Raw genomic sequence first — 20,201 nt, 5'->3', positions numbered from 1 at the left:
AAGCCGGGTCTTTCGCAGCGTCAGGCAGACGATCAGTCTTCGTAGGCAGTTTCGCCGTGAGACGTGATGTCCAGACCTTCGCGTTCCTCTTCTTCCGGCACGCGCAGACCGACGATCGCATCGACGATCTTGTACGAGATGAAGGCGACCACGCCAGACCAGATGATCGTGGTCAGCACGCCTTGGAGCTGAATCCACAGTTGGCCGCCGATCGAGTAGCCGTCAGCCACCTTGTTGGCGACGTAGTCGTAGATGCCGGTGCCGCCCAGGCTCGGGCTGGCGAACACTCCGGTCAGCAGCGCGCCGAGGATACCGCCCACGCCGTGCACGCCGAACACGTCGAGCGTATCGTCCATGCCCAGCATGCGCTTGAGGCCGTTCACGCCCCACAGGCACAGCAGGCCGGCGAGGATGCCCAGCGCGATCGAGCCCATCGGGCCGACGAAACCGGCGGCCGGGGTGATGGCCACCAGGCCCGCCACGGCACCCGAGGCTGCACCCAGCATCGACGGCTTGCTCTTGCCGATCCACTCACCGAAGCTCCACGACAGCACGGCAGCGGCGGTGGCCAGCAGCGTGTTGACGAAGGCCAGTGCGGCGGAGCCGTTGGCTTCCAGGGCCGAACCGGCGTTGAAGCCGAACCAGCCGAACCACAGCAGCGAGGCACCGACCATCGTCAGCGTCAGGCTGTGCGGCTTGAGGGCTTCACGGCCAAAGCCAATGCGCTTGCCGAACAGGAAGGCGCCCACCAGACCAGCAACGGCGGCGTTGATGTGCACCACGGTACCGCCGGCAAAGTCCAGCGCGCCCTTCTGGAACAGCCAGCCCGACTTGGACGTCATCACTTCAGCCGCCTTGGCATCGGTAAAGCCATCCGGACCCGGCCAGAACCAGACCATGTGGGCGATCGGCAGGTAGCTGAAGGTGAACCACAGCACCACGAACAGCAGCACGGCCGAGAACTTCGCACGCTCGGCGAAGGCACCGATGATCAGCGCGCAGGTAATCGCGGCAAACGCGCCCTGGAAGGCGAAGTACGCAAACTCCGGCACCACCACGCCCTTGCTGAAGGTGGCGGCCACCGAATCCGGCGTCAGGCCCTTCAGGAACAGGCGATCGAGCCCGCCGAAGAAGGCGTTGCCCTCGGTGAACGCGAAGCTATAGCCGTAGATGGCCCACAGGATGATGATGAGCGAGAAGATGCCCGTGCACTGCATCAGCACCGACAGCATGTTCTTCTTGCGCACCAGGCCGCCGTAGAACAGCGCGAGGCCCGGCAGCGTCATCAGAATGACGAAGGCGGTAGAGACCAGCAGCCATGCCGTGTCGCCCTTGTTGGGCACGGGCGTGGCAGCGGCCGGTGCCGAGGCGGCAGCCGGCGCGGCAGCAGCGGCTGCGGCCGGAGCAGCGGCGGCGTCGGACGCAGCAGCTGCTGCAGGGGCCGCTGCAGCCGGTGCCGAGGCTTCAGCAGCCGGCTTGTCCTGCGCAACGGCGGGTGCCGACATCACGGCGCCCGCAAGCACCGCAACAACGGCCCCTGCGGTCAGGAATCGTGTGAACCAGGTTTTCATGTTTTGACCTCTTCCTTGGCAGATTGGGCTTATAGAGCGTCGCCGCCGGTCTCGCCGGTGCGGATGCGGATGACTTGTTCAACGTCGGCCACGAAGATCTTGCCGTCGCCGATCTTGCCGGTGCGTGCGGATTTTTCGATGGCCTCAACGGCGCGCTCGAGCACGTCGTCAGGCACGGCTACTTCGATCTTCACTTTAGGCAGGAAGTCGACGATGTACTCGGCGCCGCGATACAGCTCGGTGTGCCCCTTCTGGCGCCCAAAACCCTTGACTTCCGTCACGGTGATGCCCGACACGCCGACTTCGGACAACGCCTCACGGACTTCGTCGAGCTTGAACGGCTTGATGACCGCCATGATGAGTTTCATGCTGGATTCCTCCTCGATTGGCAGCGCCCTGCTGTTGCTCAATGGGCGCCGCTTCGCCTCGTTAGCTGGTTAGAAAGTCTTGGTGACCGACAGCAGCGCCGTCGCCTTGCCCATGTAGCTGTTGCGCGTGTTGGTGTAGAAGGCGCGCGAAGCATTGGTGTCGATGTACGCCAGCGATGCCGTCCAGCCGCTGCCGAAGTCCTTCGTCACGCCAACCTTCCAGTCGGCATACGAGGCACGCACGGTCTGGTGCGGCACTTGCTGATAGCCGACGTGCAGGTTCAGCGTCAGGCCCCAGAAGCCGGTGTCGAAGTTGCCCGACAGGTCGAAGTACTGGCTGTGGTGCGAATCGGGCGTGCCGAACAGGTTCGAGAACGCATGCGAGTACTTGAACGTGACCGGGCCGTAGCCGATCTGCGCGTAGCCTTCGGTGGTGTGCGGACGCGTGAAGCCGTCGGGATAGCTGCCCGGGTAGTAGTACTGCAGCACGCCCACGTCGATAGGCACGTCCTTGACGATCTCGGTCTTGTAGCCGCCGTAGAAGTCCATCTCGATGGGTGCAGACACGCTCGAGTTGGAATCGCTCAGCCAGCTGATCGACGAGTTCCAGTTGCCGACGTAGAAGCCTTCAGGCAGCACGCCGCCCGGAATGGCGTAGTCAACCCCGCCCTGGATGGCCGGCTTGTTGTTGGTCTGCATGATGCCGCGATAGCGGTATTGGCTGGCCAGCGTGACGTTGGCAGTCAGTGCAGGTGCCGGAGCGGGTGCTGCGGCAGGTGCATCGGCCGCCGGCGCGGCGGGCGCAGTCTGGGCGATGGCGCTTTGAGTCATACCGGCGGCGGCACCGGTCAACAACACCACACTGGCTGCGTACGCAAATTTCTTCATAACGGCTCTCCCCCTTTTAGAAAGTCGCAACAACGGAACGTGGAAACGTGAAAAAAGTCGCACCAGTTCTGCAACTGTCATGCCATGTCGATGTAGTGAAGTTGGAGGGTTTCCTCGACCGTGACGCCGCGCGCGGCTTGAGGGAGGAAGCAAAGGAAATTGGGGACGGATCGCCCAGGTGATGCGCGCCACCCGCCAACGGTTGCCGCAGGCTGATCTGTCTGATACAGCCTCGGCCCGCCCTGGCGCGTAAAAAGCCATGTGATAGAGTGATTTCAACACCGTGTCACGGCCCAGCCTGATGTTTCGGGGCGGCAGACGTCGAATCTGTCCCCGTTTGGACGGCACCGGCAATGCCGCATCGCAGCGAGACTTGCCGGGATTTGTGGAGTTGGAAGCGCTCAACGGGTAGCATCCACGCCTGCAGCACCGAAACCACGCGCCTTGTGCCGCTCAGCGCACCATGGCACGGCAATCCCCGCGCACAAAAGCGGTGCATGCACCGGCTTGGCGCAGGCAGCACGACCCTCGGAGAACCTCAATGAAACCCACCGATCTCTTTACCGACTTTCAGAACCGCGTGACCGAGGCACTGCGCAACTCGCCGGCCGCCGACATCGAGAAGAACGTGCGCGCGATGATGACCCAGGGCTTCTCCAAGCTTGATCTGGTCACGCGTGAGGAATTTGATGTGCAGTCGCAGGTGCTGGCCCGTACGCGCGCCCGCCTGGAAGAGCTGGAGACGCGCGTGGCCGCGCTCGAAGCGCAGCTCAAGACGACTGCTCCGGCAAGCGCTAACCAGTAACACGCGCACACCCGGCATCACGCCGGGTGCAGGCGCCTTCCCCCGCTGTGCCTGCCGCCGCACCCATGCTGCGGCGCACAGCGAAAAGTTGAGTGCGCCGCCTTGTTGCGGCTGGCGAACTGATCTAGAACGTCCTTAAGACGCACGCGCAGCAGCGCTTGAGGAGAAGATCATGCAGCATCGCCTCTACTTTCTCTTGCCGGACGTCGCCAGCGCCCGGCGTGTCATGAATGACCTCCTGTTGGCGCGCATCACCGAGCGCCACATCCACTTCGTCGCCAAGGAAGGCGCCGACCTCACTGGCCTGCACGAGGCCAACCTGCTCCAGACTTCCGACATCGTCCACGCCACCCAGAACGGGCTGGTGATCGGCGGTGGCGCGGGCGTGGCCGCAGGTATCGTGGCCGCGCTGTTCCCGATCATCGGCGAAGGGCCGCAGTGGGGGATGGTCGGTATCACAACCGTGGTCGGCGCGCTGTTTGGCGCGTGGGCCTCCAGCATGATCGGCAGTTCCGTGCCGAACAGCCGCCTCAAACCGTTCAAGAAGGCGGTGGAGGATGGGCAGATCCTGTTGATGGTGGACGTACCACGCTCGCGCGTGCCCGAAGTGCGCGCCCTGCTGCAGAACACGCATCCCGAAGGCCGCTTCAGCGGCGAGGATTCGGCGATGCCTGCGTTCCCCTGATTTGATCTGCCGACAACAAGACCGGAGCCATGTGCTCCGGTTTCTTTTTGCATTCAGACTGCGCGTCAAATTTGGATGCAAGCCGAGTTGACGGCATAGCGTGGCTGGCACAGTGGCAGGTTCCTCTTACGCCGCGCACTGACACGCCATGCACCCCTACCCTGCCCTCTGTTCCGCTCGTCATGTCAATCGGAGAACGCCGCGATGAGCCTCGCCGTCCTGCGTTCACGCGCGCTTTCCGGCATCGATGCGCCAGCGGTGTCCGTAGAGGTGCATCTGGCCAACGGGCTCCCATCGTTCACCATCGTCGGGCTGCCCGACACGGAGGTGAAAGAGAGCAAAGACCGCGTGCGCGCGGCCATCCAGAACAGCCGCTTCGAGTTTCCAGCACGGCGCATCACGGTCAATCTGGCGCCGGCCGATCTGCCGAAGGAATCCGGGCGGTTTGATTTGGCGATTGCGCTGGGCATCCTCGCCGCGAGCCGGCAGATTCCGCATACGCATCTGGATGCGCACGAGTTTGCGGGCGAGCTGTCGCTCTCGGGTGACCTGCGGCCGATCCGCGGTGCGCTGGCGATGGCGTATGCGCTGTCGCGCAACCCCGCATCCGCAGATGGCGAAGCGCCGCTCACGCGCGCCTTCGTGCTGCCCACTGAGAACGCAGCCGAAGCTGCGCTCGTCAGCGGCACCAAGGTTCTGCCCGCGCGCACGCTCATCGAGGTGTGCGACCACCTTAGCGCCCCTGACCGCAAACTTGCGCCCGCGTTGCCCGCGCCGGTCGATGCCGATATCCGCTATCCCGATCTGTCGGACGTGCGCGGCCAGCCGCAAGCGCGGCGTGCATTGGAAGTGGCGGCAGCGGGCGGCCATTCAATGCTGATGATCGGCCCGCCCGGCACCGGCAAATCGATGCTCGCGCAACGCTTTCCCGGCCTGCTGCCGGACATGAGCGATGACGAAGCACTTTCCGCCGCCGCTGTGATGAGCCTGACGACGCGCGGCTTCGATGCCAAGCGCTGGAAGGTGCGCCCATTCCGGGCGCCGCACCACACGGCGTCGGCAGTGGCGATGGTCGGCGGTGGCAATACGCCGAGGCCAGGCGAGATCTCGCTGGCGCACCAAGGCGTTTTATTTTTGGACGAACTCCCCGAGTTCGAGCGCCGTGTTCTCGAGGTCCTGCGCGAGCCGCTGGAGACTGGCCACATCACCATCTCGCGCGCCGCGCACCAGACCGACTTTCCTGCCAGCTTCCAGTTGATTGCCGCGATGAACCCGTGCCCCTGCGGCTATCGCGGCCATCCGCTGCGCGCGTGCCGCTGCACGCCAGACCAGGTGGAGCGCTACCAGGCGCGCATCTCCGGCCCGCTGCTTGATCGCATCGACGTGCAAATCGAAGTGCCGACGCCCTCGCAGGAAGAACTGCTGGACGGACCGCCGGGCGAGCCTACGGTCAACGTGGCCGAGCGCGTGTCCGCTGCGCATGCGCGACAACTCACGCGCCAGGGCAAGCGCAATGCGCTGCTGGCCGGCCACGAGATCGATCTGCACTGCGCCCGCACGGATGCCGCCGATGGCCTGCTGCGCCACGCGATGACGCGCTTCTCTTGGTCTGCCCGCGCCTATGCACGCGTGCTCAAGCTCGCCCGCACCATCGCAGATTTGGCAGGCGACGAGCAGATCGATGCGGTGCACGTGGGTGAGGCGATCCAGTATCGGCGTGGGGTGAAGGCGGACTAACTCTCGTCCGTGCGCTGCCCGTCGATCAGCTTCGCCAGCAGCTTCGCCAACTGCCGCTGCTCGGCGTCCGTCAGCACCGAGAGCACGGCGCGCTGGTTCTCCACATGCGCGCTGACCGCCTTGTCGATCAACGCAAACCCCGCCTTGGTGAGCGCGACGAGCGTGCCGCGGCCATCTTCCGGATTGGGGCGGCGCTCCACCCAGCCGGCCTGCTGCAGGCGATCGATGCGATTGGTCATGCCGCCCGAAGACATCATCGTCGCGTCGTACAGCGCGGTGGGGGTGAGCGCATACGGCGCGCCGCTGCGGCGCAGAGTGGCGAGCACGTCGAACTCGCCGGGTTGCAAGCCGAACTCCGCAAAGAGCGGGTTCAGCCGTTCACGCGCGATGACGAGCGCCGCCTCGCCCAGGCGCCCGAGCAGCAGCATCGAGCCGACATCCAGGTCTGGGCGCTCGCGATTCCATTGTTCGACGGCCTGTGCAGCACGGTCCATTCTCCCTTCCTCCAGCGGTGGTTATCTTGACGTCGAGATAACTCGTTTTTATCTTGACGCCAAGATAGTGCGATACCAAGCGATACAGCGCAAGCCGACTGTCACAGCCAACCCGGCTGACGCGTCTTGCAGGTATCCCCCATTCCCTTGCTGGAGCCCAAGATGAGTTCAACCTCGATCACCGCAGACGACGCCTCGTGGCTCGATCTGTTTCGCGGTGCCAATGCGCTGCGCGTGCTGGTGCTGGCCGCCGGCGTGGCGCTGCATGCCATCAACCTCTACCTGACCACGACGATCCTGCCGAGCGTGGTCGACGACATCGGCGGCGTGGCCTTCTACGCGTGGAATACGACGCTGTTCATCGTCGCGTCGATCACCGGGGCGGCGGTGGCGGCACAGGTGATCCAGCACATTGGGCCGCGCGGCGCGTACCTGCTGGGTGCTGCAGTGTTCGGCGGCGGCTCGGCGCTGTGTGCGCTGGCGCCCACCATGCCGGTGCTGCTGGTGGGCCGCGTGCTGCAGGGGCTGGGCGGCGGCGTGCTGCTGTCGGCGCCGTATGTACTCATGCGCAGCGTGCTGCCCGAACCCCTGTGGCCGCGTGCGCTGGCGCTGCTCTCGGGCATGTGGGGCATTGCGACGCTGCTCGGGCCGGCGGTGGGCGGCATCTTTGCGCAGTACGCGACGTGGCGGCTGGCGTTCTGGTCGCTGGTCGTGCTGATCGCGCTGGCGGCCGCTGCCGCCGTGGTCGTGTTGAAACCGGCGACCACCCAAACGGAACGTCCGACACCAGTGCCTGCGCGCCAACTCGTGCTCCTGGCGGCGGCTGTGGTGGCAGCGTCCTGGGCCAGCGTCAGCGACACGCCGTGGCTTGGCGCGCTCGGGTTGATCGCGGCAGGCATCACGCTGCTGGCGATCCGCCGCGTAGAGATGCACTCATCCCGCCGCATCCTGCCCGCCGATGCATACGCGGGCCGCTCGGCGCTCGCGGCGCTGTACGGCGTGTCTGCGCTGCTGGCCGTCACCGTCACCTGCACGGAGATCTTCGTGCCGCTGTTCCTGCAGCGGCTGCATGGGCAGAGCCCGCTGATTGCCGGCTACATCGCGGCGACGGCCTCGGCCGGCTGGACGCTGGGCGCCATCCTGAGCGCTGCGTTGCGCGAGGCGTCGGTCACGCGCGTGATTCGCGTGGCGCCGTGGGCGTGCGCGTTGGGACTGCTGGTGCTGGCGATACTGGTGCCGATGGGCGCGGGCAACGTGTGGATCACCGCGCTGATCATCGTCGCGCTCACGTTGGTGGGGTTGGGGGTGGGCGTTGTGTGGCCGCACCTGGGCAACCGCATCATGACGGCAGCGCCAGCAGAAGACCATGACCGCGCATCGGCGTCGATCGTGACGGTGCAGTTGGTGGCAACGGCGTTGGGGGCAGCGTTGGGTGGGGTGGTGCTCAACACATTGGGCGCGGCGGGCCCGGCGCCGGATCTGGGCGTGGCGTCGCGCTGGCTGTTTCTGCTGTTCGCGGTGGCGCCCGTGGGTGCGCTGGTGATTGCGCACGCGGGGCTCGGCACGCGGCCGGCCTCGCAGGCGCATTGAAGATCAGGCAGTCTGCCGTTTCATGAAGAACAGCGCCGCACCCAGACTCATCAGCGTGCCGCCGAACACGCGGCGCTGCCAGCGCAGGGCGCGCGGATTGCGAAACACGCGCTGCGCACGCTCGGCCAGCAGCGCATAACCGTGCAGAACCACCAGGTCGATGCACACCATGGTTGCGGCCAGGATGCAGAGTTGCTGCAGCAGCGGCCGGGCGGGGTCAATGAACTGCGGCAGCACGGCCGCCATGAACACGATGCCCTTGGGGTTGGTCAGGTTGGTCAACAACCCGGTCAGGAAGCGGCGGCGTGCGCTGCTGCCCGACGCCTGTCCGGCCTCACCTTCAGCGGCCTGGCCGATCCGGATGGGCGAGCGCCACTGCATGACGCCCAGGTAGATCAGGTACAGCGCACCGACGATCTTGACCGCCATGAAGGCGTGCTCGGAGGCCACCAGCACAGCACCGAGCCCCGCACCCGCAATGAACAGGATCGCGGTCATCCCGATCTCCATCCCCACGATCGTCACCGACGTGCGGCGCATGCCGTGCGTCAGGCCGTGGCTCATGCACAGGATCACGCCCGAGCCGGGCGCGATGGCCGTCACGGTTGTCGCAACGAAGAACGCCAGCCAGACCTGAAATGTCATGAGGAGCTCCTTTGCCGGGATGCAGGGGCGATACGGTGACCGCCGATCAGTTGGTCTGTCGCTTCACGAAGAACAGCGCGGCGCCGATGCTCATCAGCATGCCGCCGAAGAAACGGCTCTGCCAGCGCAGCGCGCGCGGGTTGCGGAACAGGCGCTGCGCACGCGAGGCCAGCAGCGCATAGCCGTGCATGACGATCAGGTCGACGAACACCATCGTCGCCGCCAGGATGCCGAGCTGAGACAGCAGCGGCTTGACCGGGTCGATGAACTGCGGCAGCACGGCCACCATGAACAGGATGCCTTTCGGGTTCGTCAGGTTGGTCAGCAGCCCGACCAGGAAGCGACGGTGCGCACTGCTGCCCGACACCCGAGGTGACGCATTGTGGGGTTCGCCTTCGGCAGGCTTGGCAATCTGGATGGGCGTGCGCCACTGCACGATGCCCAGATAGATCAGGTACATCGCGCCGACGATCTTGATGGCCGTAAAGGCGTGTTCCGACGCAATCAGCAACGCGCCCAGCCCGGCACCCGCGATGAACAGGATCACCACGATGCCCAGCTCCAGCCCGGCAATCGTGACCGACGTGCGGCGCACGCCATGTGTGAGCCCGTGGCTCATGCACAGAATTGCGCCCGAGCCCGGCGAAATGGCGATCACCCAGGCGGCCAGAAAGAAGGCCAGCCAGACTTGCAACGTCATGATGGTTCCCCGTGATGTGGTGAGTTGAGGTGCAGCGGAAGACGACGATTGTGCACCGGCTGCCGCGAGCGCGCTTGAGCCCAATTGTTTGAGCACCCTATCTAGACAGTATCTTCAACTGCTCACGGATTCATCGTCGCTGGGATATGGGCGACGAGCGCATCGATGGCAACCCGCGTCTTGCAGCGCAGATGGCGCACCTGTGGCCACACCGCGTGGATTTCCTGAGAGCTGACACGGTAGCTCTCCAAGACAGGCACCAATGCTCCGCTTTGTACGTGTCTGGCCAATAGCCAGCTGGGTAGCCAAGCCAGACCGTAGCCGTCGATGGCTGCAGCGGCGATGGCCTGAACGTCATCCATGCTGATCTGCGCCCGTACACCTACACCGGCAGCCTGCACATCCCACGGCGCGGGGCCCCCTGCGTGAGACCGTGCGATCCCAATGTGTCCATCCAACGCCTCCAGACTGCCTGGTATGCCGTGTTGCTGCAGATAGGCGGGAGACGCGCCGATGCTGACGTGCTGCGTGCCCAAGTATCGGGCCGCCAGCGTACCGCTGTCGTGCAGCGTGCCGATCCGGACGGCAAGATCAAAGCCTTCTTCGATCAGGTCCACATACCGATCACTGAACGACAGGTCGATGTGCAGTTGCGGATAGCGACGCGTCAGCCCAAGCAGGATCGGCGCAACACATAGATGCCCGAAGGCCTCGGGCACACTCACCCGCAGCCGGCCACTGGGCTCCACACGACCGTTGTCCAGGTCGGCTTCCGCAGCGTCCAGTTCCGCCAGCGCACGCACGCAGCGCTCGTAGTACCCCTGCCCCTCCGTCGTCAGGACTTGGTGACGCGTGTTGCGATGGAGCAGTCGGACACCGAGCCGCGCCTCCAACCGGGCAATCGCCTTGCCGACTGCCGAGCGCGTCAGGCCAAGCCGCTCCGCGGCGAGTGCAAATCCGCCGGCCTCAACGACCTGCACGAACGTTGCAACCCCATCCAGTTTGTCTTGCATTGCCGCCCCGATTGGTTCCTATCTGGACCACTATATGGGAATTTTTTAGGCCAATACGGGAAATTTGTTCCCATAAACTGTGCTGCGGTGTGGGAAGCCAAACCCCTTCCCTAAATCTCGGAGTGAAACAGCCATGCAGGCGCATGACATCGAGCAGCCGCCCCGGCCGCAGACAGACCATCCCTTTGCCGCTCGCAACACGGTGGCGCTACTGGCCGTGTGCCTGGCCGCCCTGATGTTCGGGTTGGAGATTTCCAGCGTGCCAGTGATCCTGCCCACGCTGGAAGTCGCACTGCATGGCGATTTCAGCGGCATGCAGTGGATCATGAATGCCTACACCATCGCCTGCACCGCCGTACTGATGGCGACGGGAACGCTGGCCGACCGCTATGGGCGCAAGCGCGTATTCCTCTGCACCATCGCACTGTTTGGCGTCGCCTCGCTGCTGTGCGGCCTGGCGTGGAGTACGCCTGTCCTGATCGCCAGCCGCTTCTTGCAAGGCGCGAGCGGCGGCGCGATGCTCATTTGCCTCGTGGCGGTGCTCTCGCACCAGTTCCCCGAAGGCGCCGAACGCGCCAGGGCGTTCGGCATCTGGGGGATCATCTTCGGTATCGGACTCGGGTTCGGACCGCTGATCGGTGGCCTGATCGTCGCCCTGTCCAACTGGCAGTGGGTTTTCTGGGTGCATGTCTTCATCGCCGCCCTGACGCTCGCTCTGGCCTGCATCGGCGTGCGCGAATCGCGTGATCCGCATGCAAGGAGACTGGACCTGGCGGGCATCGTCACCCTATCCCTCGCCGTGCTGGGACTTTCGTACTTCGTGACGCAGGGCGCCGAGACGGGATTCGGCAGCGCTTCCGCCCTGAGCGTCATCGCGGCGAGTGCGGCCAGTTTCGTGCTGTTCCTCATCGTGGAAACGCGCGTCGCGCACCCGATGTTCGACTTCTCGGTATTCCGGGTGCGCAATTTCTCGGGCGCGTTGCTGGGCTCAGTGGGCATGAACTTCAGCTTCTGGCCGTTCATCATCTACTTGCCCATCTACTTCCAGAGTGCCCTGGGGCAAGGTCCGGCTGCCGCAGGCGTGTCGTTGCTGGCCTACACCTTGCCTACGCTGGTGTTCCCACCCATCGGCGAACGACTGGCGCTGCGCTACCGGCCGGGCATCGTCATTCCGGCCGGCTTGCTCACCATCGGGCTGGGGTTCTTCCTGATGCTCATCGGCAGCCGTATCGAACAGGCAAGCTGGCTGACCGTGCTGCCGGGCTGCCTGCTGGCTGGCGCGGGCCTGGGCATTACCAATACCCCTGTGACCAACACCACCACGGGCTCGGTGCCCAGCACACGCGCCGGCATGGCATCCGGCATCGACATGAGCGCCCGCATGATCTCCCTGGCCATCAACATCGCCTTGATGGGATTTCTGTTGATGCAAGGGGTGTTGCAACATCTGCAAGTTGCGCTGGCCAAACCGTTCGACGAGACCTCCACGCGCGCGCTGGCCAACAGTATTGCGTCCGGGAACCTGGCTTCCGCCAACGGTGGCGCGTGGGCATCCATGTCTCCGGAGACGATGGCGGCAACTGGCCGCGCGGCTCTCGTGCATGGTTTCGGCGGGATCATGCTCTACAGCGGCATTGCTGTCTGCGTGCTCGCCGGTGTCAGTTTCCTGATCTTCTCGGACAAAAAAGCTCAGGCATGACCATCCGCCAGCGCGGCAGTCATGCTCCGCTGGCCTCATCACAACAAACCAGTGTCGCGCGGTCACACGCGCGATCGGTTGTTGGCAATCTCCCGCAGGAATCGGATCGAAGCCTGTTCCAGTTGCGCGATGCCTGGCGCCTCCACCGGAAAGTGACCGCAGTTTTCCAGCATCACCAAGGCTTTGTCGCCCTTGATGCGGTCAAAGAACTGCCGGCTCGATTCAAAACCCGTCCAGCGATCGTTCTCCGGGTGTGCCAGCAGGAGAGGGCAATGATCGAAGTCCTCGGGCTCGATGTCCGGCTGCACGGAGAAAATGGACTGCATGAAATTGACCGGCACACGTACACCGCCACCATGAGGGTCTTGGGCAACGAGCCGGTTCAGCGCGGGGTCATTCGACATCGCACCCATTTTGGTAAACCACTTCACGGGCAGCCGCAGTCCGCCAACCAGCGCGGCGCTGAAGGGCAACAGCGGCATCATCACGTGGCGCACCAGCGCGTTGCGGGCAAACTGTCGCTTCACCAGAGACGAGCGCGGATCTGCCAGGGTCGTGGCGATCACGCCGGCGATCGGACCGCCGCCCATCCGCGCCGCGCACAGGTAAGCCAGATAGCCACCCAGGCTTCCGCCGCACAATACGACGCGTCGCCCAGTGTTCTGGTACTCGATGGACGCCAGATCGCACAGCAAGTCGATCCACGCCTGATAGGTCACCAGTGAAGGGGGCGCTTGACTCAAGCCATACCCCGGCAGATCCGGGGCGACCACCTCGTAGCCGGCGCCGTGCAGTAGCTTGCCAATCGGCGCGAACAGCCGGCCGTATCCCCCTCCTCCATGCACAACGATCACCGTCAACGACGATGCCGCACAGGGAAATCGATCAACATGGATCGATGCGCCTCTCCAACGTAACCACTCTTCATTCGGTCCACTGGCGGCGGTGACTCGCGCATGTGCGGGAAAAAAGGATTGGTACTGCTCCCAGTAGGTTTCCGTCTTGTAGCTTGCCTTGGGCATCTGTAGATCGTGTTCGTACGCGGCCACTGAGGCTCCTGTTTGAGACGGCTTGTTGTTATCGACAACGACACTTCTTAGGCGACGTCCCCATCGGCACAATCGCTGCCGACTTTGTCCATCGCATTCAGCAGCCCCGCGCGCAGCATGGTCAGCGCATGGCTCTTTTCGTCGAGTTCCGCAAGCTTTGCTTGCAGACAGGCGACCTTCTGTGCAACGGCGAACGTCGGGCTATCCCATACATGAATGACGTCGTTAATTTCCGCGAGGGTGAAGCCCAACGCTTTCGCGTGGATGATCAGCCGTATCCGCTGCAGCGAGCGTTCGGAATAGCGCTTGTACGTGTTTGTCGCGTGCGGCTGTGTTGCCTTGTCCAGCAGCCCCATGCGCTCGTAGTAGCGCACGGTATCGCGCGAAACGCCCGCTCGCTTGCTGAGTTCGCCGATGCGCATGCTGTGTCTACCCCGTGTTGTGGACCGTCATTAGGGCTTGACCGTTGCCTTTAGTCAACGGTTTACAGTCCGGCCCACTTTCCACTTCACCAGCGGGCCATGAAAGACTGTTTCGATTTTCGCGGAAAAACGGCACTCATCACGGGAGCATCGTCAGGTATCGGGCGCGAGTTTGCCTATGCGTTAGCCAAACGTGGCGCGAAACTTCTGCTGGTTGCACGCTCTCGCGACAAGCTGCACGATCTGACCGTTGAATTGCGACGTGACTACGCCTGCGACGCAGATTTCCTGACGGTTGACCTGAGCGCAACGGACGCCGTCCCGACGGTCGCGCATCTTCTCAAAGCGACCGGCACGGTCGTCGATGTCCTCATCAACAACGCGGGCTTTGCGGCTTACGGACGCTTCGAAACGATTCCGTGGGCGCGCCAGCGCGATGAAGTGCTGGTGAACTGCATGGCGGCGATCGAACTGACCCATCTTCTGCTGCCGGGGATGCAGGCGCGATCCGATGGCGCCGTCGTTAACGTCGCGTCAACAGCCGCATTTCAGCCCGATCCTTACATGGCGATCTACGGCGCAACCAAGGCCTTTCTTTTGTCATTTTCGGAAGCCGTTTGGGCTGAGAACCGGCATCGCGGCATTCGGGTTCTCGCGCTATGTCCTGGTGCGACGCAAACTGGCTTCTTTGATGTCGTGGGCGCAAAGGAAGCGGCTGTCGGCACGCCGATGCCTGTCGCGCGCGTCGTGCAGGACGCATTGTGGGCGCTGGACCGCAATCGGAGCTATCGGATTGTCGGGACGCAGAATCGGCTGCTTGCCAATCTGCAAAGGCTGTTGAGCCGCGAGATGTCGGCGCGCCTGGTTGAGAAAATCCTTCGACCGAGAGGCGCTCGGGAACTACAGGCAGGGGACGCCAGCGCGTAGAGCACGGCCGGGTAACCGGTCAAGGTTGAGCGCCACGGATCGTTTTCGGAGGATAGCTCGCCAGCACGACCGAGGTCGTGACCGGTCCGAATCTGGCCAGCGCATCGATTGCCACTTCGAGTTGTGCCATCTCTTCGACCACCATGCGGACCATGAAACAGTCCTCGCCGGTGATCCGGTGCGCCTCGACGATTTCAGGCATCGCTTCGAAGGCACTCAGGCACTGCTTGATCTGAGCATGGGTGGTGCGGATCCGCACGATCGCCGCGATGCCACGCCCTACGAGACCCGGATTGATCCGCGCCCCGTATCCCTCGATGACGCCTTGCTCTTCCAGTCTTTTGATACGGGCAGTGACCGCTGGTTGCGACAGTCCGATCTGTTTGCCCAACTCGGTATTCGTCATGCGCGCATGCGCTTGTAGCGCCTCGAGAATGCGCCAGTCGAGTCGATCCAGCTCCACCGCCTTTGGTTTCATTCGCATAGACCCTTCAACTCCTTGCAATCGAAGCCAGCGGGCAACGATTTCATTTGTTCGGCCATTCTGACAGAGGCCATCGGCTTTTACACTGGACACTCATTCAAGGAGGCTAAACATGAGTCAACGCGTTCTGATCGTGCCCGGTTACGGCAATTCGGGAGCAACACACTGGCAAAGCATCTGGGAGGCCGCGAAGCCAGGGCACTGGCGTCGCATGAAGGTCGAAGACTGGGATCACGCCGTCTGCGACGAATGGGTGGCGGCAATCGATCGTGACGTGGCGGCGCTTGGTCCCGATACGATCATCGTCGCGCATAGTCTCGGGTGCCTCGCGGTTGTGCATTGGGCCTCGCGTCACACGGCCCCAATTCGCGGTGCGCTGCTCGTCGCTGCTCCAGACCCATCGGCATCAGCCTTTCCCAGCGCCTCGTGCATCGGGTTCTCGCCCGTACCGTCAGCAAAATTGCCATTTCGCAGCATCGTGGTTGCAAGCAACAACGATCCCTATGCGGCGATCAGTTACGCAACGTCCTGCGCCAGTGCATGGGGCAGCGAATTTCTCGACGTCGGAGCACGCGGGCATTTGAATGCCGCGAGTCAACTGGACGATTGGGCTGAGGGCTACCTGCTTCTGCGGAATTTTGATGTCAGCACACTTGCGTGACAGGCAATCTCGCAAGCGAATCTCTGAACTGATGTTCAATTCAAGACGCAATCCTCACGTTCTGCGTCTGGCCATTGCGCAAGCCCTGGCCGGCGCCATCATCGGCAACATGCTGGCACCGAACCCGGCGCTGGCAACGTTGCCGATTTCCATCTTTGTCAGGATCTGCTGATTCGCCGGAGGTCTCAATTTCTGGGGCACGGCTCTAGTACGGATGGAAGCTGGTGAGAAATTGCTCGACCTGCTCCTGCTGCCGAACGTCCCGTGCGGCGTCACCGGATTCCAGCACGACCGCCTGATAGGCGTGCTTGCCGGTGGCAACCACGCGGGCGGTCAGGCGGCGCGGTGCGGGGTCATCGCCGCCGGCCCCCTGCGCAACCAACTCCACGGCGGGCAACGACAGCGGCGGTTGCGCCGCTGTCTTCACTGCGATGTCATGCACGACCACGTTGCCCTTGAGGTTGGCTGACAGCCCCGCGCGCAATGCATCCACCGCTTGCTGGCGCCAGACCGGATCGTCTGCCGGCAATACCACCACGCCGATGGCGAACAGCGTGCCGTCGATGCTGGCAGCCTGCATTGTCATCGGCAGGCGCTGGCCGTTGATGGCGATAGGGCGAGCCTCGGCAGTAGGCTTGGCGGGGTAGTCGACGGCGTAGGCACCTTCGTCAGAATGCACCGTGCGCCAGTCGTACTTTGGCGAGCACGCCATCAGCAACGCACACGCCATCACACCTAAACCTATTCGCCAACCTGCCGTTGTTGTGACTGCCACGCCGCCTCCGTCTTGTTTTGTCGGGTCACCAGCAGCCTATTATCGGACAGAGACCGTCGCCTCATCCCCAAGGACAGCGCCATGCCTCCCCTGACCACCACCCTGCGAGCCCTGCGCGGCGACATCACGACGCTCGACTGCGATGCCATCGTCAATGCCGCCAACAGCTCGCTGCTGGGTGGGGGCGGCGTGGACGGCGCCATCCACCGCGCCGCTGGGCCGGAACTACTGGAGGCGTGTCGCGCACTCCACGGCTGCCGCACCGGGGAGGCCAAGCTCACGCCGGGCTTCGGCCTGATCGCGCGCTACGTCATCCACACCGTCGGGCCGATCTGGCGCGGCGGCCGCCAGGACGAAGCGACGCTGCTGGCCGCCTGCTATCGCAACAGCCTGGCGCTTGCGCGGCAGCACGACGTGCGCACGATCGCGTTTCCATGCATCAGCACCGGCGTGTATGGCTTCCCGCCGCAGCTGGCCGCCCCGATTGCCGTGCGCATGGCCCGCGAGCACGGCACCGGCCTCGACGAGATCACCTTCTGCTGCTTCTCCGCAGCAGACTTGGTGCTTTACGAAACGGCGCTCGCCAGTGGAAAGTGACGCTGAAATCGCAATAGACAGAATGTCGCAGCCAGCCAGCGGGCTCGGCGCGACGGGCCTACAATAGACGTTTGTTCCCCATTTCCGGAGCCGTTGCCGATATGGCCTCGACCCTGACCTCCTCTGCCACCGCGCCCGCTGCCGCTTCCGGCCGCCGCTGGCTGCTGCCCGTCATCGTGCTGGTGCTGGCGGTTGCCGGCTGGTTCGGCTGGCGCGCGTTCTCGCCGTCGCAACACGTGCCGACGGCCACCTTCACGCTGCTCGATGGGCAGAAGCTCTCCACGCAAGACTTGAAGGGCAAGGTCTACCTCGTCAACTTCTGGGCGACGAGCTGCACCACGTGCGTCAAGGAAATGCCGAACATGATCCAGACGTACAACAAGTACAAGGGTCAGGGCCTGGAATACGTGGCCGTGGCGATGAGCTACGACGCGCCGATGTACGTGATGAACTTCAGCCAGACGCGCCAGTTGCCCTTCAAGGTGGCGATGGACGCCGATGGCTCCGCCGCCAAGGCCTTCGGCGACGTGCAACTCACCCCCACCACCTTCCTGGTCGACCGTGACGGCCGCATCCTCAAGCGCTACGTGGGCGAGCCGGAGTGGAGCGCGTTCGATGCGCTCCTGAAGGACACGCTGGGCAAGCAGGCCTAAGCGCGCTCCCCACCCATCAGAACGCCCGGTCGATGCCGGGCGTTTTTGTTTGCGAGCGCGGAGCCTTCCACACAAGGTTCACGCAGTGCTGCTGCAATGGCAGTCCATGAACGCACCGCAAGAGGGAGCAATCGCATGGCCAATCACTACTGCATGTTCAAGGGCAAGCTGAAGTTTGGCGTGCCCTACCTCGATGGCTACAACGGCAACCCGCACTACGCGATCGTGGTGGAGGCGCCGGACAGCGCGGAGTTTGTCGTGCTCGCCAACGTGAAGTCCGACTCGACCATGCCGGGCGCGGGCGAGGCCGGTTACCACGTGCTCTATCAGTGGACGCAGGACTTCAAGCTGCCGATGACCGCAGACCTCGCCGCGCTCGCTCCGGGCCTGCATCAAGACGGCCTCCCGCGCATCGATTACGTGCGCGACACAGGTCTGGTCGACTTTCCGAACATGCAGCCGATCGCGCTCGACACCGCGACCGAGCACAACGACATCAATGCGCTGGTCGACACCATGCTCACGCTCGACCGCACCGCCGCGCCGATCGACTACGTCTATCACGGCAGCTCCGGCGACGACGACCGCAAGGGCTGGCCGCCGCGCGCCGACGTGACCGTATACGGCTTCGGCTACCTGTTCGAGCCGCAGCACAACGGCCTGCACGAGACGCACATGAACCAGGGCAACCCGGTCGTCCACCAGCCTGGCGTGAAAGACCACTCGCGCGAAAACGGCACGCAGCAGGATGGCGCCGTCATCGTGGAGATCGACGGCCAGTTCCAGGCACTGTTCATTGCGTTCCAGACGCAGCGGGTCCCCACGGATGCGCGCGGATATCCAGTGCCCGGGGCCAAGCCGATTCTTGGCTGATCGCGCATGAAAAACGCCCGGTTGGTACCGGGCGTTCTTGTTGCACCAATCAACTCAACTGCTATGAAGTTGGGCAGTATTTGTCCCACAGCTTGTTGCGGAACCGGTTCTCTGGATCCAGGCGTGCCTTGAGTGCCAGCAACTGCGGCGCCTTCGGATACGCGCGTGCGAACTGTGCCGGCGTTGCGTGCAACTGATACGGCAGATAGTACGTTCCACCCAATGCCAGGGCAGCATCGATCAGTTCGCGCGTCCAGATGCCGACCCGCTTCTGGTCTGCGGCGGACACGCCTTGCCAGTAATACAACACAAACGAAAAAACCTCCTCTCGCGCCCAAGCCAGCCACGAACCCGTATCGGGCGGTGCATGGCGAACGGAGATATTGATCGCGTGGGCGTGATTGCGGCGCAAGATTGCAGCGATGCGCGGCACGAACGCATCGAACTGCGCTACCGGTATGAAATATTCCTGGAGCGCATAGAGACTGCCTCCCGCCGCCAGCGGGCCAAGCGACGCCACATCGAGACTGGCCTCGTAATTGCGCCGTACCACCGGATGACCGAGATAGCGCAGTGGATCAATCACGTCCTTGCGAACCAGATCACCGCCGGGAAGCTTGGCAACGCCCCACATCACCGCTTGATCGATCTTGTAGGACTGCCCCTGCGGGACAAGCCGATCCTGGACCGTGACCGGCTTGTCGGTCGAAGACCAACTGACCGCAGTCGCCTGATTGAAGTGAGGCGGTGCCAGGTCGGCGTTGTGCATGACCACCTGCGGATCTCCCCGCACCTGCTCCCGAAAGAACACTGGGTAGCGGCTCACAGGCATGCGATGTACACGGCGTTCCATCACCACATTGGGCGCCAAATCCAGCTCTGCTTCGGTGATGACACCAATCGCTCCATAGCCACCGATTGCGGCATGGAACAGATCTGCGTTGCTCGTGCGTGAGGCCTCCACCAGCGAGCCATCTGCAAGCGCCACCTGAATCGCACGCACCGAGTTGATTACCGGACCCGCACCGACGTAGCGCCCGTGTGCGTTCACCGACAGCGCGCCACCGACAGTGAAGTTGGCATAGCTCTGCATGATCTTCACCGACAGATCGTCGGGATCGATCACCGTTTGCAGATCACGCCAGCGCATGCCCGTCTGCACGCGCACCACCTTGGCTGCTGCGTCATAGCGCACCACACGGTTGAGCTGCCGCATGTCCAGGTGCAGGCTATGCTCGGCGGCAATCTGCCCGCCCATGCTATAGCGTGCGCCCCCGATGCTGATTGGACCCGGCCACTGGACGATTGCCTGACAGACGTCATCCGCTGTGCGTGGAGCCCGTTGCCGGTCGACCCAGGTTGCGTTGAGGCCGGTCACATCGTTGACCAACACCCCCGAGGATGTCGACCACACTGGCAATGGACGCAACGCAGAGAGCGCCGCGCCCGCCGCTACGGCCTGCAGCAGCCTGCGGCGCGCAGGGTCGGGGAGCGTGGCCGAAACGCGTGCATCCTCCGATCCCGGATCGTTCTGCTCCATCCCCTCTCCTCTTCCGCGCCGCTAC

22 protein-coding genes and 1 pseudogene are annotated in these 20,201 nt (G+C 63.8%); 11 read left to right on the top strand and 12 right to left on the bottom strand.

Annotated elements, in window-relative coordinates; all coding sequences use genetic code 11:
* Positions 1-32: 32 nt before the first annotated feature.
* The 3 genes from ACS13N_RS09625 to ACS13N_RS09615 form a co-directional block, all read right to left on the bottom strand.
* The gene (locus tag ACS13N_RS09625) at positions 33-1,571 is read right to left on the bottom strand and encodes an ammonium transporter (protein ID WP_438931459.1); all 1,539 of its coding nucleotides are present in this window, start codon (positions 1,569-1,571) and stop codon (positions 33-35) included.
* Between the two features lie 29 nt (positions 1,572-1,600).
* Entirely contained in the window at positions 1,601-1,939 is a 339-nt protein-coding gene (locus ACS13N_RS09620) for a P-II family nitrogen regulator (protein WP_021196337.1), read from the bottom strand.
* Between the two features lie 69 nt (positions 1,940-2,008).
* Positions 2,009-2,827: a TorF family putative porin gene (locus ACS13N_RS09615; RefSeq protein ID WP_438931458.1), complete on the bottom strand. Its 819-nt coding sequence runs from the start codon at positions 2,825-2,827 to the stop codon at positions 2,009-2,011.
* A 541-nt stretch (positions 2,828-3,368) separates the two neighbouring features.
* Here ACS13N_RS09615 and ACS13N_RS09610 point away from each other — a divergent pair.
* The 3 genes from ACS13N_RS09610 (at position 3,369) to ACS13N_RS09600 (ending at position 6,054) form a co-directional block, all read left to right on the top strand.
* Positions 3,369-3,632, top strand: a complete 264-nt coding sequence (locus ACS13N_RS09610; protein WP_438931457.1) for an accessory factor UbiK family protein — start codon at positions 3,369-3,371, stop codon at positions 3,630-3,632.
* 172 nt (positions 3,633-3,804) lie between these two features.
* Positions 3,805-4,317, top strand: a complete 513-nt coding sequence (locus ACS13N_RS09605; RefSeq protein WP_438931456.1) for a DUF1269 domain-containing protein — start codon at positions 3,805-3,807, stop codon at positions 4,315-4,317.
* A gap of 204 nt (positions 4,318-4,521) precedes the next feature.
* Positions 4,522-6,054: a YifB family Mg chelatase-like AAA ATPase gene (locus ACS13N_RS09600; RefSeq protein ID WP_438931455.1), complete on the top strand. Its 1,533-nt coding sequence runs from the start codon at positions 4,522-4,524 to the stop codon at positions 6,052-6,054.
* On the opposite strand, the gene ACS13N_RS09595 is transcribed toward ACS13N_RS09600, so the two are convergent.
* Positions 6,051-6,548, bottom strand: a complete 498-nt coding sequence (locus ACS13N_RS09595; protein WP_438931454.1) for a MarR family winged helix-turn-helix transcriptional regulator — start codon at positions 6,546-6,548, stop codon at positions 6,051-6,053. The genes ACS13N_RS09600 and ACS13N_RS09595 overlap by 4 nt on opposite strands.
* A gap of 162 nt (positions 6,549-6,710) precedes the next feature.
* On the opposite strand from ACS13N_RS09595, the gene ACS13N_RS09590 reads away from it, so the two are divergent.
* A complete protein-coding gene (locus ACS13N_RS09590; RefSeq protein WP_438931453.1) occupies positions 6,711-8,138 on the top strand; it encodes an MFS transporter in 1,428 nt (475 codons plus the stop codon).
* A 3-nt stretch (positions 8,139-8,141) separates the two neighbouring features.
* Here ACS13N_RS09590 and ACS13N_RS09585 read toward each other — a convergent pair whose 3' ends face one another.
* From ACS13N_RS09585 to ACS13N_RS09575, 3 genes are all read right to left on the bottom strand, one after another.
* Positions 8,142-8,783, bottom strand: coding sequence for a LysE family translocator (locus tag ACS13N_RS09585; protein ID WP_048933335.1), 642 nt, complete (start codon positions 8,781-8,783; stop codon positions 8,142-8,144).
* Between the two features lie 46 nt (positions 8,784-8,829).
* Positions 8,830-9,483 (bottom strand): LysE family transporter, encoded by a 654-nt coding sequence (locus ACS13N_RS09580; RefSeq protein WP_438931452.1) that lies wholly within the window; start codon positions 9,481-9,483, stop codon positions 8,830-8,832.
* 122 nt (positions 9,484-9,605) lie between these two features.
* Entirely contained in the window at positions 9,606-10,496 is an 891-nt protein-coding gene (locus tag ACS13N_RS09575) for a LysR family transcriptional regulator (RefSeq protein WP_438931451.1), read from the bottom strand.
* Positions 10,497-10,629: 133 nt separating this feature from the next.
* Here ACS13N_RS09575 and ACS13N_RS09570 point away from each other — a divergent pair, with 133 nt between their 5' ends.
* Complete coding sequence (locus ACS13N_RS09570; RefSeq protein WP_438931450.1) at positions 10,630-12,195, top strand: MFS transporter; 1,566 nt, start codon at positions 10,630-10,632, stop codon at positions 12,193-12,195.
* A gap of 62 nt (positions 12,196-12,257) precedes the next feature.
* On the opposite strand, the gene ACS13N_RS09565 is transcribed toward ACS13N_RS09570, so the two are convergent.
* Both ACS13N_RS09565 and ACS13N_RS09560 read right to left on the bottom strand, forming a co-directional pair.
* The gene (locus ACS13N_RS09565; RefSeq protein ID WP_438931449.1) at positions 12,258-13,244 is read right to left on the bottom strand and encodes an alpha/beta hydrolase; all 987 of its coding nucleotides are present in this window, start codon (positions 13,242-13,244) and stop codon (positions 12,258-12,260) included.
* A gap of 47 nt (positions 13,245-13,291) precedes the next feature.
* Complete coding sequence (locus tag ACS13N_RS09560; RefSeq protein WP_438931448.1) at positions 13,292-13,666, bottom strand: heavy metal-responsive transcriptional regulator; 375 nt, start codon at positions 13,664-13,666, stop codon at positions 13,292-13,294.
* Positions 13,667-13,765: 99 nt separating this feature from the next.
* Between ACS13N_RS09560 and ACS13N_RS09555 the strand changes: the two genes are divergently transcribed.
* Positions 13,766-14,593, top strand: coding sequence for an SDR family NAD(P)-dependent oxidoreductase (locus tag ACS13N_RS09555; protein WP_438931447.1), 828 nt, complete (start codon positions 13,766-13,768; stop codon positions 14,591-14,593).
* Positions 14,594-14,612: 19 nt separating this feature from the next.
* On the opposite strand, the gene ACS13N_RS09550 is transcribed toward ACS13N_RS09555, so the two are convergent.
* Entirely contained in the window at positions 14,613-15,071 is a 459-nt protein-coding gene (locus ACS13N_RS09550; RefSeq protein WP_438932820.1) for an Lrp/AsnC family transcriptional regulator, read from the bottom strand.
* A 118-nt stretch (positions 15,072-15,189) separates the two neighbouring features.
* Here ACS13N_RS09550 and ACS13N_RS09545 point away from each other — a divergent pair, with 118 nt between their 5' ends.
* Together ACS13N_RS09545 and ACS13N_RS09540 are read left to right on the top strand one after the other, a co-directional pair.
* Entirely contained in the window at positions 15,190-15,738 is a 549-nt protein-coding gene (locus ACS13N_RS09545) for an RBBP9/YdeN family alpha/beta hydrolase (protein ID WP_438931446.1), read from the top strand.
* Positions 15,739-15,769: 31 nt separating this feature from the next.
* Positions 15,770-15,898, top strand: a pseudogene (locus ACS13N_RS09540) (MFS transporter); the annotation flags it as partial.
* 45 nt (positions 15,899-15,943) lie between these two features.
* Here ACS13N_RS09540 and ACS13N_RS09535 read toward each other — a convergent pair.
* Positions 15,944-16,468: a hypothetical protein gene (locus ACS13N_RS09535; protein ID WP_438932819.1), complete on the bottom strand. Its 525-nt coding sequence runs from the start codon at positions 16,466-16,468 to the stop codon at positions 15,944-15,946.
* Positions 16,469-16,594: 126 nt separating this feature from the next.
* On the opposite strand from ACS13N_RS09535, the gene ACS13N_RS09530 reads away from it, so the two are divergent.
* The 3 genes from ACS13N_RS09530 to ACS13N_RS09520 all read left to right on the top strand — a co-directional run bounded on the left by ACS13N_RS09530 (position 16,595) and on the right by ACS13N_RS09520 (position 18,636).
* Positions 16,595-17,110: an O-acetyl-ADP-ribose deacetylase gene (locus ACS13N_RS09530; protein WP_438931445.1), complete on the top strand. Its 516-nt coding sequence runs from the start codon at positions 16,595-16,597 to the stop codon at positions 17,108-17,110.
* Between the two features lie 101 nt (positions 17,111-17,211).
* Positions 17,212-17,763, top strand: a complete 552-nt coding sequence (locus tag ACS13N_RS09525; protein ID WP_438931444.1) for a TlpA disulfide reductase family protein — start codon at positions 17,212-17,214, stop codon at positions 17,761-17,763.
* A gap of 135 nt (positions 17,764-17,898) precedes the next feature.
* On the top strand, positions 17,899-18,636 hold the full coding sequence (locus ACS13N_RS09520) for a DUF2278 family protein (RefSeq protein WP_438931443.1): 738 nt from the start codon (positions 17,899-17,901) through the stop codon (positions 18,634-18,636).
* 61 nt (positions 18,637-18,697) lie between these two features.
* Here the strand turns inward: ACS13N_RS09520 and ACS13N_RS09515 are convergent, their stop codons facing one another.
* A complete protein-coding gene (locus tag ACS13N_RS09515; RefSeq protein ID WP_438931442.1) occupies positions 18,698-20,176 on the bottom strand; it encodes an FAD-binding oxidoreductase in 1,479 nt (492 codons plus the stop codon).
* Positions 20,177-20,201: the final 25 nt, after the last annotated feature.

It is taken from the genome of Ralstonia sp. 24A2 (assembly GCF_051783885.1).
GTDB lineage: Bacteria > Pseudomonadota > Gammaproteobacteria > Burkholderiales > Burkholderiaceae > Ralstonia.
This window is presented reverse-complemented; position numbering and strand designations above follow the sequence as displayed.

Excerpts from the sequence above, each read along its gene's own strand:
- ACS13N_RS09625 (WP_438931459.1), bottom strand. The coding sequence starts at position 1,571 with ATGAAAACCTGGTTCACACGATTCCTGACCGCAGGGGCCGTTGTTGCG.
- ACS13N_RS09620 (WP_021196337.1), bottom strand. The coding sequence starts at position 1,939 with ATGAAACTCATCATGGCGGTCATCAAGCCGTTCAAGCTCGACGAAGTC.
- ACS13N_RS09615 (WP_438931458.1), bottom strand. The coding sequence starts at position 2,827 with ATGAAGAAATTTGCGTACGCAGCCAGTGTGGTGTTGTTGACCGGTGCC.
- ACS13N_RS09610 (WP_438931457.1), top strand. The coding sequence starts at position 3,369 with ATGAAACCCACCGATCTCTTTACCGACTTTCAGAACCGCGTGACCGAG.
- ACS13N_RS09605 (WP_438931456.1), top strand. The coding sequence starts at position 3,805 with ATGCAGCATCGCCTCTACTTTCTCTTGCCGGACGTCGCCAGCGCCCGG.
- ACS13N_RS09600 (WP_438931455.1), top strand. The coding sequence starts at position 4,522 with ATGAGCCTCGCCGTCCTGCGTTCACGCGCGCTTTCCGGCATCGATGCG.
- ACS13N_RS09595 (WP_438931454.1), bottom strand. The coding sequence starts at position 6,548 with ATGGACCGTGCTGCACAGGCCGTCGAACAATGGAATCGCGAGCGCCCA.
- ACS13N_RS09590 (WP_438931453.1), top strand. The coding sequence starts at position 6,711 with ATGAGTTCAACCTCGATCACCGCAGACGACGCCTCGTGGCTCGATCTG.
- ACS13N_RS09585 (WP_048933335.1), bottom strand. The coding sequence starts at position 8,783 with ATGACATTTCAGGTCTGGCTGGCGTTCTTCGTTGCGACAACCGTGACG.
- ACS13N_RS09580 (WP_438931452.1), bottom strand. The coding sequence starts at position 9,483 with ATGACGTTGCAAGTCTGGCTGGCCTTCTTTCTGGCCGCCTGGGTGATC.
- ACS13N_RS09575 (WP_438931451.1), bottom strand. The coding sequence starts at position 10,496 with ATGCAAGACAAACTGGATGGGGTTGCAACGTTCGTGCAGGTCGTTGAG.
- ACS13N_RS09570 (WP_438931450.1), top strand. The coding sequence starts at position 10,630 with ATGCAGGCGCATGACATCGAGCAGCCGCCCCGGCCGCAGACAGACCAT.
- ACS13N_RS09560 (WP_438931448.1), bottom strand. The coding sequence starts at position 13,666 with ATGCGCATCGGCGAACTCAGCAAGCGAGCGGGCGTTTCGCGCGATACC.
- ACS13N_RS09555 (WP_438931447.1), top strand. The coding sequence starts at position 13,766 with ATGAAAGACTGTTTCGATTTTCGCGGAAAAACGGCACTCATCACGGGA.
- ACS13N_RS09550 (WP_438932820.1), bottom strand. The coding sequence starts at position 15,071 with ATGAAACCAAAGGCGGTGGAGCTGGATCGACTCGACTGGCGCATTCTC.
- ACS13N_RS09545 (WP_438931446.1), top strand. The coding sequence starts at position 15,190 with ATGAGTCAACGCGTTCTGATCGTGCCCGGTTACGGCAATTCGGGAGCA.
- ACS13N_RS09535 (WP_438932819.1), bottom strand. The coding sequence starts at position 16,468 with ATGGCGTGTGCGTTGCTGATGGCGTGCTCGCCAAAGTACGACTGGCGC.
- ACS13N_RS09530 (WP_438931445.1), top strand. The coding sequence starts at position 16,595 with ATGCCTCCCCTGACCACCACCCTGCGAGCCCTGCGCGGCGACATCACG.
- ACS13N_RS09525 (WP_438931444.1), top strand. The coding sequence starts at position 17,212 with ATGGCCTCGACCCTGACCTCCTCTGCCACCGCGCCCGCTGCCGCTTCC.
- ACS13N_RS09520 (WP_438931443.1), top strand. The coding sequence starts at position 17,899 with ATGGCCAATCACTACTGCATGTTCAAGGGCAAGCTGAAGTTTGGCGTG.
- ACS13N_RS09515 (WP_438931442.1), bottom strand. The coding sequence starts at position 20,176 with ATGGAGCAGAACGATCCGGGATCGGAGGATGCACGCGTTTCGGCCACG.